Source organism: Pinisolibacter sp. (assembly GCF_036782435.1).
Classification (GTDB): domain Bacteria; phylum Pseudomonadota; class Alphaproteobacteria; order Rhizobiales; family Ancalomicrobiaceae; genus CALBKH01.
This window is the reverse complement of the sequence record NZ_DAIPZB010000006.1, coordinates 35,551-51,670: the sequence shown is the minus strand read 5'-3', so window position 1 is coordinate 51,670 and position 16,120 is coordinate 35,551. Positions and strand designations below refer to the sequence as shown.

Annotated in this window: 14 protein-coding genes; 6 read left to right on the top strand and 8 right to left on the bottom strand. The window is 68.5% G+C overall.

Annotated elements, in window-relative coordinates; genetic code table 11:
- Nucleotides 1-44 precede the first annotated feature (44 nt).
- The 3 genes from metG to V7Q42_RS03900 are packed head-to-tail and all read left to right on the top strand — an operon-like array spanning nt 45 to nt 3,243.
- Complete coding sequence (gene metG, locus V7Q42_RS03910; protein ID WP_333822587.1) at nt 45-1,616, top strand: methionine--tRNA ligase; 1,572 nt, start codon at nt 45-47, stop codon at nt 1,614-1,616.
- Nucleotides 1,616-2,395, top strand: coding sequence for a TatD family hydrolase (locus V7Q42_RS03905; protein WP_333822585.1), 780 nt, complete (start codon nt 1,616-1,618; stop codon nt 2,393-2,395). Before metG ends, V7Q42_RS03905 begins: the two co-directional genes overlap by 1 nt.
- Before the next feature lie 35 nt (nt 2,396-2,430).
- Complete coding sequence (locus V7Q42_RS03900) at nt 2,431-3,243, top strand: MBL fold metallo-hydrolase (protein WP_333822584.1); 813 nt, start codon at nt 2,431-2,433, stop codon at nt 3,241-3,243.
- A gap of 437 nt (nt 3,244-3,680) precedes the next feature.
- Here the strand turns inward: V7Q42_RS03900 and arfB are convergent, their stop codons facing one another.
- Entirely contained in the window at nt 3,681-4,115 is a 435-nt protein-coding gene (gene arfB / locus V7Q42_RS03895; protein ID WP_333822583.1) for an alternative ribosome rescue aminoacyl-tRNA hydrolase ArfB, read from the bottom strand.
- A 164-nt stretch (nt 4,116-4,279) separates the two neighbouring features.
- Between arfB and V7Q42_RS03890 the strand changes: the two genes are divergently transcribed.
- The 3 genes from V7Q42_RS03890 to V7Q42_RS03880 all read left to right on the top strand — a co-directional run bounded on the left by V7Q42_RS03890 (nt 4,280) and on the right by V7Q42_RS03880 (nt 8,215).
- Nucleotides 4,280-5,176, top strand: a complete 897-nt coding sequence (locus tag V7Q42_RS03890) for a protein-L-isoaspartate O-methyltransferase family protein (protein ID WP_333822582.1) — start codon at nt 4,280-4,282, stop codon at nt 5,174-5,176.
- Between the two features lie 63 nt (nt 5,177-5,239).
- Nucleotides 5,240-6,061: a nucleoside triphosphate pyrophosphohydrolase gene (mazG, locus tag V7Q42_RS03885; protein ID WP_333822581.1), complete on the top strand. Its 822-nt coding sequence runs from the start codon at nt 5,240-5,242 to the stop codon at nt 6,059-6,061.
- A gap of 282 nt (nt 6,062-6,343) precedes the next feature.
- The gene (locus V7Q42_RS03880; RefSeq protein WP_333822580.1) at nt 6,344-8,215 is read left to right on the top strand and encodes an autotransporter domain-containing protein; all 1,872 of its coding nucleotides are present in this window, start codon (nt 6,344-6,346) and stop codon (nt 8,213-8,215) included.
- A 155-nt stretch (nt 8,216-8,370) separates the two neighbouring features.
- On the opposite strand, the gene V7Q42_RS03875 is transcribed toward V7Q42_RS03880, so the two are convergent.
- The 7 genes from V7Q42_RS03875 to V7Q42_RS03845 form a co-directional block, all read right to left on the bottom strand.
- Nucleotides 8,371-8,577, bottom strand: coding sequence for a hypothetical protein (locus V7Q42_RS03875; RefSeq protein WP_333822579.1), 207 nt, complete (start codon nt 8,575-8,577; stop codon nt 8,371-8,373).
- 36 nt (nt 8,578-8,613) lie between these two features.
- Complete coding sequence (gene hflX, locus V7Q42_RS03870; RefSeq protein ID WP_333822578.1) at nt 8,614-10,089, bottom strand: GTPase HflX; 1,476 nt, start codon at nt 10,087-10,089, stop codon at nt 8,614-8,616.
- Nucleotides 10,090-10,100: 11 nt separating this feature from the next.
- Complete coding sequence (gene hfq, locus V7Q42_RS03865) at nt 10,101-10,340, bottom strand: RNA chaperone Hfq (RefSeq protein ID WP_333822577.1); 240 nt, start codon at nt 10,338-10,340, stop codon at nt 10,101-10,103.
- Nucleotides 10,341-10,594: 254 nt separating this feature from the next.
- Nucleotides 10,595-11,458, bottom strand: a complete 864-nt coding sequence (locus tag V7Q42_RS03860; RefSeq protein ID WP_333822576.1) for a D-amino-acid transaminase — start codon at nt 11,456-11,458, stop codon at nt 10,595-10,597.
- Between the two features lie 36 nt (nt 11,459-11,494).
- Nucleotides 11,495-12,862, bottom strand: a complete 1,368-nt coding sequence (gene ntrX, locus V7Q42_RS03855) for a nitrogen assimilation response regulator NtrX (RefSeq protein WP_333822575.1) — start codon at nt 12,860-12,862, stop codon at nt 11,495-11,497.
- A 4-nt stretch (nt 12,863-12,866) separates the two neighbouring features.
- The gene (locus tag V7Q42_RS03850) at nt 12,867-15,098 is read right to left on the bottom strand and encodes a sensor histidine kinase NtrY-like (protein WP_333822574.1); all 2,232 of its coding nucleotides are present in this window, start codon (nt 15,096-15,098) and stop codon (nt 12,867-12,869) included.
- 280 nt (nt 15,099-15,378) lie between these two features.
- Nucleotides 15,379-16,008, bottom strand: a complete 630-nt coding sequence (locus V7Q42_RS03845) for a LysE family translocator (RefSeq protein ID WP_333822573.1) — start codon at nt 16,006-16,008, stop codon at nt 15,379-15,381.
- Nucleotides 16,009-16,120: the final 112 nt, after the last annotated feature.

Genomic DNA, 16,120 nt, shown 5'->3' with positions numbered 1-16,120 from the left:
GCGAGAAGCGGTGCGGGGGCGCTCTCCCGGCCGAGGATTCGATCATGACCCGCGAAAAATTCTTCATCACCACGGCGATCGACTACCCGAACGGCCGGCCGCACGTCGGCCACGCCTACGAGAAGCTCGCCACCGATGCGCTCGCCCGCTTCAAGCGGCTCGACGGACACGACGTGTTCTTCCTGACCGGCACCGACGAGCACGGGCTCAAGATGCATCAGACCGCGGGTCGCGAGGGAATGCTCCCGAAGGAGCTGGTCGACCGCAACTCGGCCGTCTTCAAGGAGATGGACGCCCAGCTCGGCGTCTCCTACGACGACTTCATCCGCACCACCGAAGCCCGCCATCACGCCTCGGTCCAGGAGATCTGGCGGCGGATGGAGGCCGCGGGCGACCTCTACATGGCGAAGTACGGCGGCTGGTATTCGGTCCGCGACGAGGCCTACTACACCGAGAGCGAAACCGAAGTCGGCGAGGACGGCCAGCGCCGGGCGACGCCGACGGGAACGCCGGTCGAGTGGACGGAGGAGGAGAGCTGGTACTTCCGCCTCTCCGCCTTCCAGGAGCGCCTCCTCGCCCACTACGAGGCGAACCCCGACTTCATCGGCCCCGACGCGCGCAAGAACGAGGTGATCAGCTTCGTGCGTGGCGGGCTCGAGGACCTGTCGATGAGCCGCACCACCTTCGATTGGGGCATCCCGGTGCCGAACAGCCCGGGACACGTCATGTACGTGTGGGTCGACGCGCTCACCAACTACATCACCGGAGCCGGCTTCCCCGATGAACAGTCGGAGAAATATCGGCATTGGTGGCCGGCCGATCTGCATGTCATCGGCAAGGACATCGTCCGCTTCCACGCGGTCTACTGGCCGGCCTTCCTGATGTCGGCCGGGCTACCGCTGCCACGTCGGGTCTTCGCCCACGGCTTCATCTTCAACCGCGGCGAGAAGATGTCGAAGTCGGTGGGCAACGTCGTCGACCCGTTCGATCTGATCGCGGCCTACGGCGCCGATACGGTGCGTTACTTCTTCCTGCGCGAAGTACCCTTCGGCCAGGACGGCAACTACAGCCACGAATCGATCGTCGCCCGCATGAACGCCGACCTCGCCAACGACCTCGGCAATCTCGCCCAGCGCTCGCTGTCGATGATCGCCAAGAACTGCGGCGGCGTGGTGCCGACGCCGGGGGCCTTGGCTCCCGAAGACGAGACGATGCTCGCCTCGGCCGACGCGTTGCTCGCCATATCACGCGCGGCATATGACCGCCAGGAGATCCACAAGAGCCTCGAGGCGATCTGGGGCGTGGTGGGCGACGCCAACCGCTGGTTCACCGCCGCGGCCCCCTGGGCGCTGAAGAAGACCGATCCGGAACGCATGGGCACCGTCCTGTGGGTGACGGCGGAAGTGCTGCGCATCGTCGCGCTGCTGGCTCAGCCGGTGATCCCGACGAAGGCGGCGGCGCTGCTCGACGCGCTGGGGCAGGGGGCGGACGCCCGCACCTTCGCCGCCCTCGGCCGCCGCATGGAAGCCGGCCTCACCCTGCCGGCCCCGACGCCGATCTTCCCCAAGTGGGTCGAGCCGGCGGAGGAGGGGACGGACGCGGGGAAGGGGGCCTGATGCTGGTCGACAGCCACTGCCACCTCGACTTCCCCGACTTCGCCGAGGACATGGACGGCGTCATCGCCCGGGCGAAGGCCGTCGGTGTCGCCAAGATGGTCACCATCTCGACCCGGGTCCATCGCTTCGATGCGATCCGGGCGATCGCCGAGGCCCACGACGAGGTGTGGTGCTCGGTCGGCACCCACTGCCATCACGCTGCGGAGGAGCCGGACGTCGACCGCGACCTGCTGATCCGCCTCGCCGCCCACCCGAAGGTGGTGGCGATCGGCGAGGCCGGGCTCGACTACCACTACGACTTCGCCCCGCGCGAGGTGCAGTTGGCGAGCTTCCGCGAGCACATCGCCGCGGCGCGCGAGACCGGCCTGCCGCTGGTCATCCATTCGCGCGAGGCCGACGACGACATGGCGAGCCTGCTCGAGGACGAGACGGCCGGGCAGGGGGCCTTCCCTCACCTGCTCCACTGCTTCTCGTCCGGCCCCGACCTCGCCCGCCGCTCGCTGGCGCTGGGTGGTTACGTGTCCTTCTCCGGTATCCTCACCTTCAAGAAGTCCGAAGAGGTGCGCGCCATCGCCGCAGACGTACCTTTGGACCGATTGCTGGTGGAGACCGATGCGCCGTATCTTGCCCCGATGCCGCACCGGGGCAAACGCTGCGAGCCGGCGCACGTGGCCGAGACGGCGAAGGTCCTGGCAGCCGTGAAAGGCGTCTCGGCGGAGGAGATGGCGCAGGTCACGACAGAAAATTTCCATAGATTGTTCAAGAAAGTGGCGGCGTAACTTCAAGCGCCGCGACAACAGGCGAGGGAAACCGTATGGGCACCACGATGACCTTCCGCATCCTCGGGTGCGGCGCGTCTCCGGGCACTCCCAGAATCGGCAACGACTGGGGCCGATGCGACCCGAACGAGCCGAAGAACCGTCGCCGGCGGTCGTCGCTGCTGGTGACCCGTACGGCGCCGACCGGCGCGACGACGCGGGTCCTGGTGGACGTAGGGCCGGATGTGCGCCAGCAGATGCTCGATGCGCATGTCGACTGGGTCGACGCGGTGCTGATCACCCACGCTCACGCCGACCACATCCACGGCATCGACGACCTGCGCGCCTTCGCCATCAATCGCCAGCATCTCGTCGACATCTGGATGGACGAAGTGTCGGCCAAGCGGGTCCGCTCCACCTTCGATTATTGCTTCGTGACGCCGCCGGGTTCGGCCTATCCGCCGATCCTCAAGGAGCACCGCTATCACGAGGGCGAGACGCTCACCGTCAACGGCGACGGCGGCCCGATCACCGCCATCCCGTTCCGCCAGACCCACGGCGACGTCGACAGTTACGGCTTCCGCTTCGGCGCGGTGGCCTATTCGCCCGACGTCAGCGCCTTTCCCGATCGCAGCCTGCCGTTCATCGGCAAGCTCGACCTGTGGATCCTCGACGCGCTGCGCTGGAAGTCGCACCCGAGCCATCTGTCGGTCGACGAGGCGGTCGACTGGATCGCCCGGATGAAGCCCGCGCACGCCTGCCTGACCCATCTCCACACCGACATCGACTACAAGACGCTCGCCGAGCATCTGCCGGTGGGCGTCGAGCCGGCCTGGGATGGATTGGAGTTCACCTTCAAGGTCGACTGACGCCAACCGCAAGGGACTGCGGGCGCGGCTCTCGGGCGCGCGCCGGCTCGCACGGGCGACGTAGGGAGAGGATCTTCGCCGCCGGTGCGAGGGAAACGCGCCGAGCCACGGACGACACGAAGAAATTCGAGATTCGGCCGCACGATCGGCCGGCCCGCGATCTGAACGCCGAAGAGCGCCCGTCGTTCCCCGCACCTGGCGTTTTATATTCCATAATCCGTCTTATGCGAATCGTCGATCCATGAAACGAGACGGCTCTCGGGGATCATTCACGACACTTTCGCGGCTCGCGTCGGACGGCCCCGTCACCGGCGCCCGCGAAGCGGCCGACGCACCGGGCGGTGGCGGATCCTCTCCCGCCCTCCTGTCGTGATCGTCACGTCGACGGGCTCCGTGGAGCGAGCGTTCGTGCCCGCGATGGCGCACCGCGCCCATCGTCAATCGATCGACGGGCGCCCCTGCCGGAGGCTCTTCACGGCGCCGCGCTTCTTCTTGCCTTCGACACGGCGGACCTGCGAGGCGCGGGTCGGCTTCGTCGGTTTACGCGGCGGCGGCGGCGGCACGGCCGCCTCGCGGATCAGCTCGAGCAGCCGTTCGAGCGCGTCGGCGCGGTTGCGCTCCTGAGTGCGGAAGCGGTCGGCGCGCAGCACCAACACCCCCTCCCCGGTCAGCCGCCGTCCCGCCAGCCGGATCAGCCGTTGGCGCACCGGCTCGGGCAACGACGGCGAGCCGACGACGTCGAAGCGCAGCTCGACCGCCGTCGCCACCTTGTTGACGTTCTGGCCGCCCGGCCCGGAAGCGCGGATGAAACTCTCCACGAGCTCGCTCGGATCGAGGTGGATGGAGCGGGTGACGACGATGGCTTCGGCCATGTTCTCCTCGCGATCGGGTTCGAGACCGTCGCGCCGATCGCGCGCGCCTCCTTCTATCACGGACCGCCGACGGCGGGTGCGGCCTTTCGGGGTCCTGCGGATGCGGAGATCGGTCCGATCCTGTTAGAATTCACGAGGATTCATCCCGCGCGAGGAGATGATCGATGACGGAGATGCCCGTCCGCCACGACGTCACGGCGAAGTTGCGACAGGATTACGCCCGCGAGATGCTCGCCCGTGCCGGCGTCGAGGATCCGGCGCTCGAAGCGGCGATGGCCGAGTTCGCCCGCGAGGATTTCCTCCCCGAAGCCCCCTGGGCGATCTACGGCGAGACGGCGGTCGAGCGCACCTGCGACCCGGCGGCGCTCTATCGCGACGTCCTGGTGGCGTTGGATCAGGCGCGCGGCGTCAACAACGGCAGCCCGTCGCTCCATGCCGGCTGGATCTCGACGCTGGCGGTGAAGCCGGGCGAGCGGATCGTCCACATCGGCGCCGGCACCGGCTACTACACCGCGATCCTGGCGCGTCTCGCCGGCCCGGCGGCGCGGGTGACGGCGATCGAGATCGGTCGCGACCTCGCCGACATCGCTCGGCGGGCGCTGGCCAAGGCGCTCCCCGAGGGGCCCGTGGTCGAGGTCGTGGTCGGCAACGGCGAGGCGTGGCCGCGCGACGAGACCGACATCGTCTACGTCTCCTACGGCATCGCCACCCCCTCCCCGGCCTGGCTCGACCGGCTGGCGCCCGGCGGTCGCCTGCTCTTTCCCCTGTGCGCGCCGCGTGGCGCGCTCTCACACGCGCGCCGCTGGCACGGCGCGGAAGGCGTCGGCCTCCTGGTGGAGCGAACCGAGGCCGGTTTCGCGGCGCGGACGCTCGATCGCTGCGGTTTCGTCTATGCCGAGGGCCCATCGCGCACCTCGTGCGTCGACTGCGACCTGCTCGATCAGGCGTTCCGGCGCGGCGGCTGGGGTCGGGTCCGGAGCCTCGTCACCGGCGACGCCGTCGATCCGAGGCGCTGTTGGTATGCGGGAACCGGCTGGGGCCTCTGCTACGATCCGCCGTGACCCGCACGCCGCGAATCGGCGACGCGGGACCGCTCCGAAGCGCCCGCCGATCCGAGGTCCCGCATGAAACCCTCCCGTGACGTCTCCCGCCTGATCGAGATCATGGCGGCACTGCGCACGCCGGTGAGCGGTTGTCCGTGGGATCTCGAACAGACCTTCGCGACCATCGCGCCCTACACCATCGAAGAGGCCTACGAGGTCGCCGATGCGATCGAGCGCGGCGATCTCCACGATCTCTGCGACGAACTCGGCGATCTCCTGCTCCAGGTGGTGTTCCACGCCCGCATGGCGGAGGAGGCGTCCGCCTTCGATTTCGGCTCGGTGGTCGAGGCGATCACCGCCAAGATGATCCGCCGCCACCCCCACGTCTTCGCCGACGAGGAGGGCAAGACGGTCACCACCGTCCAGGACGCCTGGGCGCGGATCAAAGCCGAGGAGAAAGCCGCCAAGGCGGCGCGGCGGGCGGCCGACGGCCATCCACCGGTCGTGAAGGGCCTGCTCGACGAGGTCGGCACCGGCATGCCGGCGCTGACCCGTGCGGTGAAGCTGCAGGAGAAGGCGGGCACCGTCGGTTTCGACTGGAACGACCCGAAGGCGGTCCTCGCCAAGATCCGCGAGGAACTCGACGAGATCGAAGCCGAGATCGACGCCCCCTCCCCGTCTCCGGACCGTCAGGAGGACGAACTCGGCGACGTGCTCTTCGCCGTCGCCAATCTCGCCCGCCATCTGCGGCTCGATCCCGAAAAGGCGCTGCGCGGCACCAACGAAAAATTCCGTCGCCGCTTCGCCCACATCGAGAAGCGCCTCGCCGAAAAAGGCCTCACCCCGGCCGAGGCGAGCCTCGACGAGATGGAGGCGATCTGGGGCGAGGCGAAGGGGATGTGAGGCGACCCGATCGGTCGCGAGCGTCCATCCGCCGCCGCTCGGCATCGAAAACGGGACACCGCGCCCCCTGGCGAGCGGTCTTCGCGGCGCTTCCGACCGGGCCGGACGCCGAAAACGTGTCACGGCGGCCACGCTCCCGCTTTTTCTGCGACGCACCGGACCGCGCCGAGAATGCGCCTTCCGGTGGCGACGGCGCGACGCTATCCTTCCTCCGCCGACAGTGGACGACCCGCCCGAACGGGGAACGTCGAAGAAGAAGTCGTCGGTTGGGAGGAAGAACTCATGTATCGCGTCGCTCGGCGGTATTCGCGCGTCTCGACGGCTCTCGGTGCGGTTCTGTCGCTGGCATCGCTGGCGACCGTCGCCGAAGCGCAGCAGGTCACGTTGCCGCCCGGCGGGCGCTTCGTCACCATCGGTGACAGTCTTTCCGACAACGGAAACCTCCACGGCGTCACCGGCAACCCGCCGGCGCCCTATTACGCCGGCCGCTTCTCCAACGGCCCCGTCTGGACCGAGTTGATCGCCGGGACCATGAACCAGCCGTTCCTCGGTGGGTCGGTGAACGGCAACGTCAATCTCGCCTTCGGCGGCGCACGGACCGACAACGCGGTCAATCTGAACGGCCCGATCCCCTCGTTGCCGACGCAGCTCGGGACTTTTCTCGGTCTCGGCGGCACCTTCGGATCCGCCGACACGGTGACGCTGCTCGGCGGCGCCAACAACATCTTCCAGTACTTCACCGTCGCCGGCGCCGGCGCCAACCCGGCCGGCATCACGTCGACGTCGATCGCCGCCGCGACCGACATGGCGAGCCTCACCCAGGCGGTGGCCGGCGCGGGCGCCGGGCGCATCCTCATCTCGAACCTGCCCGATCTCGGGGCCACGCCGGCCTACAACGGTTCGCCGGTGACCGCCGGCGCCGGTTCGCTCGCCTCGATGACCTTCAATCAGACGCTGGCGGCGCAGTTGCAGACGTTGGCGATCGCCAACCCGAACACCAACATCGTCCAGATGGATCTGGCCACGGCGCTGAACGTCATCCGCGCCAATGCCGCGGCCTACGGTTTCTCCAACGTGACGAACTCCTGTCTGGGCACCCTCGCCTGCGTGACCGGCTCGACCGCCGTGCAGAACGGCTACCTGTTCTGGGACGACGTGCACCCGACCGCGCGAGGTCATCAGTGGGTCGCGGTCTATGCCGCCCTGCTGCTGACCCCCGAAGCCTCCGCCGCCGATGTCGCCGTGCTCGGCGACGTCGCGATGCGTAGCCGCCTCGCCGCCGCCGACGACGTGCTCGATCGCGCCCTCGGCTACAGCGAGGGCCAGTATCGGCGCCAGAACGGCCTGTGGGTCATGGCGACCGGCGGTCGCAGCGTGTTGGGTGCGCGCGGCGATGTCGCCGGTTACGACCAGACCACCGGCGGCCTGCGGATCGGTCTCGATCGCGAGATGTCGTCGAACCTGTTGCTCGGTGCATCCTTCGGCATCGGCGCCGGTCGACTGGGCGGCGTGATGCGCTCCGATCTCCTGACCTTCGACGCGGACGTCTACGCCAACTACACTGCCGACGCGTTCTTCCTGTCCGGCGCCCTCGGCGCCTCCTGGATGGGCTTCGACGATCTGCGGCGCGCCACCGGTTTCGGCCCGCTCGATGCCACCGGTTCGACTTCGGCGAAGCAGTGGTCGGCCGCGGTCGAGTCCGGCTTCATGGCTCGCACCGGTGAGGTGACGTGGGTTCCCTCGGCTCGCCTCCACTACGTCCGCTCCGACATCGCCGGCTACGACGAGACCGCCGCACTCCTCGCCATGTCGTTCCGCGACCGCTCCGCCGAGGCCCTGCTCGGCGGTGTCCGCCTACGGGCGTCCACGCCGATCGATCTGATCGGCCCGAAGGGCCGGGCCTACGGCGAGATCGGCTACGAACACGCATTGTACGAGAAGCAAGACGGCGTGCTCGCCCGCTTCATCGGCAACACGGCGCAGCCGTTCGTCGGCAACGCCGACGATCTGGTGGGCCGCGGCCTGACCTTCAAGGTCGGCTACGACGCTTCGATCGACGACAAGGTGTCGCTGACCGTGGCCTACGGCGCCGCCCTCAACGACGGCGCCGGAACCTCCCACTCCGGACGGGTTCGGGTGAAGATCCCGTTCTGATCGACCGCGACGGCGCCCTGCCGCGGCCGGCCCTTTTCGAAAGGACCGCCGCGGCGCGCCTCTCGCCGCGATCGGCTCGGGCGCCGGCGCGATGGGGATGCATCCGCGCTCGTCGGCGACGAACAGGCGCGCGACCGGCCCGGAAACCGGACGGCTCATCGCCCCTCGTCGTCGGCCAGCCGCACCACGAACCAGCGATAGGGACTGGACGGATCGTTCTCGAGCTCGACGCGATCGTGATCGAGCGCGAGGAGGTCCATCCGGGCGCGCGAGACCGGCAGTTCCGTCACGATCAGGACCTTCTCCGATCCGCCGCGGTCGAGATCGCGGCGAGCGAGAGCGTAGCGTCCGATGTCGTCCATGTCGGTGCCTCCGAGGTCGGGGAGTCGCCGATCGGTTCAGCCCAGCGGATCGTACGGTCCGCTCGCTTCGCGCGGCTCCTCGGCCGAAGCGCGCTCCACCACCCTGCCCCGCACCTCGCGGATGAACCGCCCCGCCCGCGCGCGGAAATGGTCCAGCGCCTTCTCGGGCACGCGCAGGCGCAGCGAAACCGTCTCCTCGCCGTCCCTGCGTTCGACCACCTCGGTGTTGCGATGGAGCCAGGCGACGAGTTCGCCCTCCTCCACCGGCACCTCGACGCGGAAGACGGCGCGGTCGCGGTTGAGGCGATCCTCGATCAGGTCGAGGAGTGCGGCGACGCCGTCGCCGGTCATCGCCGAACAGGGGATCGCCGTCGGCTCGTCGAGCGCCGGACGCGCCCCTTCGGCGAGGAGGTCGGCGCGGTGCTCGGGAGCGAGCTTGTCGATCTTGTTCCACACCTCGATCACCCGGTCGCGATCCTTGGGATCGACGCCGAGCTGGGAGAGCACGTTCTCGACGTCCCTCGCCTGCGGACCTGTGTCCTCGTGGGCGATGTCGCGCACGTGGAGGATCAGATCGGCCTCGATCACCTCCTCGAGCGTGGCACGGAACGCGGCGACCAACGTCGTCGGCAGGTCGGAGACGAAGCCGACGGTGTCGGAGAGGATGACGTCGCCGCCGTGCGGTAGTCGCACTTTTCGAAGCGTCGGGTCGAGCGTCGCGAACAAGAGGTCCTTGGCGAAGACGTCCGCCTCCGTCAGCCGGTTGAACAGCGTCGACTTGCCGGCGTTGGTGTAGCCGACCAGGGCGACGATCGGATGCGGCACCTTCTTGCGGTTCTTGCGATGCAGCGCCCGGGTGCGGGCGACCGATTCGAGGTCGCGCTCGAGCCGGGCGATGCGTTCCTGGATCTGCCGGCGGTCGGCCTCGATCTGGGTCTCACCGGGGCCGCCGAGGAAGCCGAAGCCGCCGCGCTGGCGCTCGAGGTGGGTCCAGGAGCGGACGAGACGGCTCTTCTGATAGGTGAGATGGGCGAGCTCGACCTGGAGCCGCCCTTCCTTGGTATGGGCGCGTTCGCCGAAGATCTCGAGGATCAGGCCGGTGCGATCGAGCACCTTGGCCCCCCAGGTCTTCTCCAGATTGCGCTGTTGGATCGGCGAAAGCGGATGATCGACGACGACGAGTTCGATCTTCTCGTCCTCGATCGCCTTCTTCAACTCGTCGACCTTGCCCTGGCCGAGCAGGGTCGCCGGCTTCGGCTCGGCGATGCGCACCGCGGGCGAAGCCACCACGTCGAGTTCGATGGCGCGGGCGAGGCCGACGGCCTCCTCGACGCGGGCGTCGAGCGAGCGAGGCGCGATCTCGCCCCCCTCCCCGCGCGCCGGGCGCTCGGTGCGCCACGGCACGACGACGAGGGTCCGCGTCGGCGCGGCGTCGCGGGCGACGCCCTTGCGGGCTCGCTCGTTCCGCCGCTCCTGACCGGCTTCGTCGTCGTCGATGTCGTTCGAGGGCATGTCGCCCCTCGTCATGCGTCCTCGGCCGGTTCGAACAGCTGCACCGGCCCGCCGGGCATCACCGTGGAGATCGCATGCTTGTAGACGAGCTGCGAGTGTCCATCACGGCGCAGCAACACACAGAAGTTGTCGAACCAGGTCACGACGCCCTGCAACTTGACCCCGTTGATCAGAAAGATGGTGACGGGAGTCTTGTTCTTACGAACGTAGTTGAGGAACGTGTCCTGGAGATTGGGAGCGCGGTCCGCCATGTTTTATGACCTTTTTATCGATATGCTTTTCTTTACGAGGTACCCACCGCGTCTTCTGGTGGGTCGATTTTCGGGGTGAACGAAAACCTCGACGCTCTGGAGGAAATGATAGGATCTCCCGAAAGCGCGGCAATCCCCATGAAGTCGTAATGATGGCTGATCTTTGCGCAGCGCATCATCACGACGGCGCGAGATCGCGCATCTCGTGCATTTCGCCGGTGATCGTGTGATCTCGGCCACAGCTGAGCGACATATCAGATGTCGACCATCTCCGTCCGATCGTGGAACGCCCGGCGCAGCGCCAGCGCGGTCGAGCCCGGCATCCCGTTGCCGATGGTCGCCTCGTCGATGGTGACGACAGGCATCACCAGGGTGGTGGCCGCGGTGACGAAGGCCTCGCGGGCGCGCTTCGCCTCCTCCACCGTGAAGGCTCGCTCCTCGACCCTGAGCCCGAGATCGGCCGCGACCTTCAGCGTGATGGTCCGGGTGATGCCGCGCAGGATGCCGTGTTCGGCCGGTCGTGTGACGAGGACACCGTCGGCGGTGACGATCCACGCGTTGGTCGATCCGCCCTCGGTGACGAAACCGTCGCCGTCGACGAACCACGCCTCGCGCGCCCCGGCCTCCTTGGCCGCCTGCTTGGCGAGGCAGTTGGGCAAGAGCGACACGCTCTTGATGTCGACCCGTTCCCACCGGTTGTCGGGGACGGTGATGACCCCGATGCCCCGCTCGGCCAACGCCTCACCCTTGGCGCGGGCGACCGATTTGGCGGTCATCACCACCGTCGGCGGCACGTCCGGCGAGGGGAAGACGTGGTCTCGGTGGGCCTGGCCGCGCGACACCTGGATGTAGATCGAACCGTCGCGGACGCGGTTGAGGCGGGCGATGCGTCGCATCACCACCAGCATCGCGGCGCGGCTCGTCGGCACCGCGATGCGCAACTCGCGCAGGGATCGCTCCAACCGTTCGAAATGCAGGGTCGGATCGACGATCTTGCCGTCCCGGATCTCGCAGACCTCGTAGACGGCGTCGGCGAACTGGAAACCGCGATCTTCGACGTGCACGGCCGCAGCGGCGTGGGGCAGATAGCGGCCGTTCACATAGGCGATGCGGCTCATGATCGGATTCCTTCGTGGTTCGGGCGGTGAAAGCGGTCAGCCGACGCCGAGGGACTTGAGTTTACGGTGGAGCGCCGAGCGTTCCATGCCGACGAATTCGGCGGTGCGCGAGATGTTGCCGCCGAAGCGGTTGATCTGGGCGACGAGATATTCCCGCTCGAAGATCTCGCGGGCGTCGCGCAGCGGCAGGCTCATCAGGTGTTCGCCTCCGGTGGTGGTCGGCAGCGCCGGCAACATGGCGCCGATCTCCGAGGGCAGCAGGTCGGCGGTGATCACCGCCTCCGGGTCGCCGCGGGTCAGGATCATCAGCCGTTCGACGTTGTTGCGCAGTTGGCGGATGTTGCCCGGCCAGTCGTGCGCCTGCAGCACCGCCATCGCATCGTCGCCGATGCTGCGGATCGGCAGGCCGGCGGTGCGCGAGATCTGATCCATGAAACGCTCGACCAGCAGCGGGATGTCGTCGCGCCGCTCGGCCAGCGCCGGCACGCGGATCGGCACGACGGCGAGGCGATGGAAGAGGTCCTCGCGGAAGCGTCCGTCCTGGATTTCGCGCGGCAGGTCGCGCGCCGTCGACGAGATCAACCGCACGTCGACCTGGACCCGGGTCGAGCCACCGACGCGATTGAAGCTCTGTTCGACCAGCACCCGCAGGATCTTCGACTGGGTTTCGCGCGGCATGTCGGCGACCTCGTCGAGGTAGAGCGTGCCGCCGTGCGCCTGCTCCATGGCGCCGATCTTGCGCGACGAACCGCCCTCCTCCTCGACGCCGAAGAGCTCGACCTCCATGCGCTCCGGCGTGATCGCCGCGGCGTTGAGGACGACGAACGGCCCCTGGGCACGATGCGAGGTCTGGTGGATCATCCGCGCCGCCAGTTCCTTGCCGGAACCGGAGGGGCCGGTGATGAGGATGCGGCTGTTGGTCGGCGCCACCCGATCGATCTGTTGGCGCAACTGATTGACCACCGGGGACGAGCCGAGAAGTTCGGAGGAATCGCTCGACTTCTCGCGCAGTTCCTTGACCTCGCGCCTGAGCTTCGACGCCTCGAGGGCGCGCTCCGCCACCAGCACCAGCCGATCCGCCTTGAACGGCTTCTCGATGTAGTCGTAGGCGCCGCGCTTGATCGCCGAGACGGCGGTCTCGACGTTGCCGTGGCCGGAGATGATCACCACCGGCAGATCGGGGTGTTGGCCCTTGATGACATCGAGGAGTGCGAGACCGTCGAGGCGGCTCGCCTGCATCCAGATGTCGAGGAACACCAGCGACGGCCGTCGCTTCTCGATGGCGGCGAGGCACTCGTCGCTGTTGGCGGCGGTACGGGTGCCGTGCCCTTCGTCTTCGAGAATCCCGGAGACCAGCTCGCGGATGTCGCTCTCGTCGTCGACGATGAGAATGTCGGACGCCATGATGTCACGCTTCGCTCGGTTCGAGTGGGGGGATGGCGGAGCCGCCCGCTCCGGCGGCCTCCTTCGCGGCGGTCGTGGCCGTTTCGGGCGACGTCGCCGGTTCGGCGGGTTCCTCGACGCCCGCCACCGGCAGGGTCATGCGCACCATGGCGCCGCGGCCGCCATGGGCGACCGCCGGGGCATCGAGCAGCTCGATCCGTCCGCCGTGATCCTCGAGGATCTTGCGGACGATGGCGAGGCCGAGACCGGTGCCCTTCTCGCGGGTGGTCACATAGGGCTCGAGCAGACGATGGCGGTTGGCCGAGGGCAGGCCGATGCCGTTGTCGACCACCGCGACGGTGATGACGCCGCCATCCTCGGTGATCGCCACGTCGATGGCGCCCTTCTCGTCGCCGCGCACCTCCACCGGCACCGCCTCGACCGCCTCGCTGGCGTTCTTGACGATGTTGGTGAAAGCCTGGAGCAGCAGGCGATGGTCGAAGCGGCCGAAGATCGGCCGGTCCGGCAGGTGGGTGCGGAAATCGATCTCCGGCTTCGCCACCGATTGCAGGAACACCGCCTCGCGAACCGCGTCGACGACGTCGGCGCGGGCGATCTGCGGCTTGGGCATGCGGGCGAAGGAGGAGAACTCGTTGACCATCCGCTCGATGTCGCCGACCTGACGCACGATGGTGTCGATGCACTGGTCGAACACCTGCCGGTCGTCCTCGACCTTCTTGCCGTAGCGGCGCTTCAGCCGCTCGGCCGAGAGCTGGATCGGCGTGAGCGGGTTCTTGATCTCGTGGGCGATGCGCCGGGCGACGTCGGCCCAGGCGGAGGAGCGTTGAGCGGTGACCAGATCGGTGACGTCGTCGAGGGTGACGACGAAGCCGTGGCCGCTCGGGTCCGACGTCTCCGAGGTGAGCCGGACGGTCACCGTGTGCTCCCGCCCGGCGCGCTTCAGGGTGATCTGGGTCTGGTGCGGCTTGCCCGTCTCGTCGACGAGCGCCGCTTCCAGGATGGCGCCGAGTTCGGGCGCGACCTCGAACACCATACGGCCGACCATCTCGCTCTCGCTCTCGTCGAGCAGCGCCGTCGCCGAGCGGTTGGCGAGCGTGATCCGTCCCGAGCCGTCGACACCGACGACGCCCGCCGTCACCCCCGCCAACACCGCCTCGGTGAAGCGCCGCCGCCGATCGATCTGATCCTTGGCGGCGAGGAGTTCGGCGCGCTGGGCGCGCAACTCGTTGGTCATGGTGTTGAAGGTCTCGGCCAGATGCGCGAGATCGCCCTCCTTGCGGCGGACCGGCACCTGCACCGCCAGATGGCCCTTGGACACGTGGTCGGCGGCCAGGATCAGCCGGCGGATCGGCGACACCAGACGGTTGGCGAAGCCGATGCCGATCCAGATCGCGGCGAGAAGGAAGATCAGCGACACGCCGACGAAGATCAGCCCGAAGGCGAGCTGAGCGCCGAACCGGGTGCTGTCGAGTTGGCGATACTCCTCCGCCGCGCCCTTGGCGAGCCGCAGCGGCTCCAGCACCTGCGCCTCGAGCGGTCGGGTGACGTAGAGGAAGATCCCCTCCAGCGCCTCGAGCTTGACGATGACGCCGACCTGATTGGTGCGGCCGGGCGTGATGACCACCGGCTCGCCGGCTTCCGCCTCGACGAAGGCCTCCTCGGGGGGCATCTGCAGCTCGGTCCACGCCGGATCGAGGAGCGTGCGGGTCATCACCGTGCCGTCCGACTTGAGCAGGAAGACGGCGGGAAGGACGCGCAGCTGCGCCTGGGTGCGCATGAAGAGATCGAAGCGATCGGGCTCGAATTCGTAGAGGTCCTTGGAGCGATCGACGTCGGCGGCCAGTCCGATCGCTTCGGCCCGGATGGCGCGCCCGTGTTCGCGGATATAGGCCTCGCCGACATTGGCGGCGGCGTTGACGATGGTGCGGGTGCGGTCCTCGAACCAGCGGTCGAGACCGCGATCGAGGGTGACCGAGGCGAGGATCGCGACGATCAGCGCCGGCGCCGCGGCGACCGCCGAGAAGGCCCCGATCACCCTGAGATGCAGCCGCGCCGCGGCGCGACCGGCGCGCCAAGCGAGCCAGAGCGTGATCAGTTCCCAGGCGATGAGCCCGATCAGGCCGGCGAGAAGTGCGAGATTGACGGTCAGCGTGACGCCGAGAACGGCGTCGGTCGGCACGATACGGGTCATGCCGGTGAGCACGGCGAAACTGACCGCGACCGTGATGAGCGCCACGACGGTGAGGACCAGACCGATCTTGCGGATGCGCCGGGTCGTGTCGCCGACCGGGGCGATCGCATTCTTCGGAATGGTCAGGATCGGTTGCGAATCCAGGATCGGTCCCCTCGCCTCGCGGCTCGCGTTTCCACCCCCCGCCCTCCGGCTCCGCCGGCGGCGTCCATGGAATCGCTCGCGCCCATCTTGACCCGAATTGTTGCCGATTTGCGGCACTGTGGCGAGACGACAACAGCAGAACCGTCCCGCGGCTGCGGAACGGCTCCGGTTTCGATCGGGTTCAGCGGTGCGGGGTGCTCGTCGCGGCGTCCCAGACGGTCTTCACTCCGAAAGCGACGAAGAGAACTCCGATCGCCCGCGAGATCGGCGCACGGAAGCGCAGAAACAGCCGTCCGACCGGCGGCAGACCGGCCCAGCCGACGGTGACGAGGTCGCCGATCGCCATGCCCAGGGTGGTCGCGAGGAAGAGGAACGAGGCGCCGGCGAGGTCGAGGCTCGTGCCGATCCCCACCGAAAGCGCACCGTACATGGCGAGAGAGAAGGGATAGGCCTTCGGATTGGTGAGGCCGAAGATCATGCCGTCGCGGATCGGCGCCTCGGCGCCGACGGTCGACGCCCGGTCGTCGCGGCGCACCAGCATCGCCCTGGCGCCGAGCCAGACGAGATAGACGCCACAGGCGATGCCGAGAGCGCGGAAGAGTTCGGGGCCCAGACGGCTCGCGCCGAGAAGGGCGGCGAGCGCCAACGCCGACCACGTGAGATCGCCGACGCCGTGGCCGAGGAAGAAGGCGAGACCGCGCGCCCGGCCCCGCGTGGCGGTGATGCCGAGCACGGCGAGCGTCGCCGGCCCCGGCGTCACCACATAGACGATGCCGGCGAAAACCGCGGTGAGAAAGAGGGTGACGGTCATCGCGTGGGCCTCCCGAGGTGCGGACACTCTCGCCCCGCGCGGGGGAGAGGCGGGTTCGGTGCGGCCCGCGAAGACCGACGGGAGGCAGCGGACCCGGCTCCCGCGGGTCCCT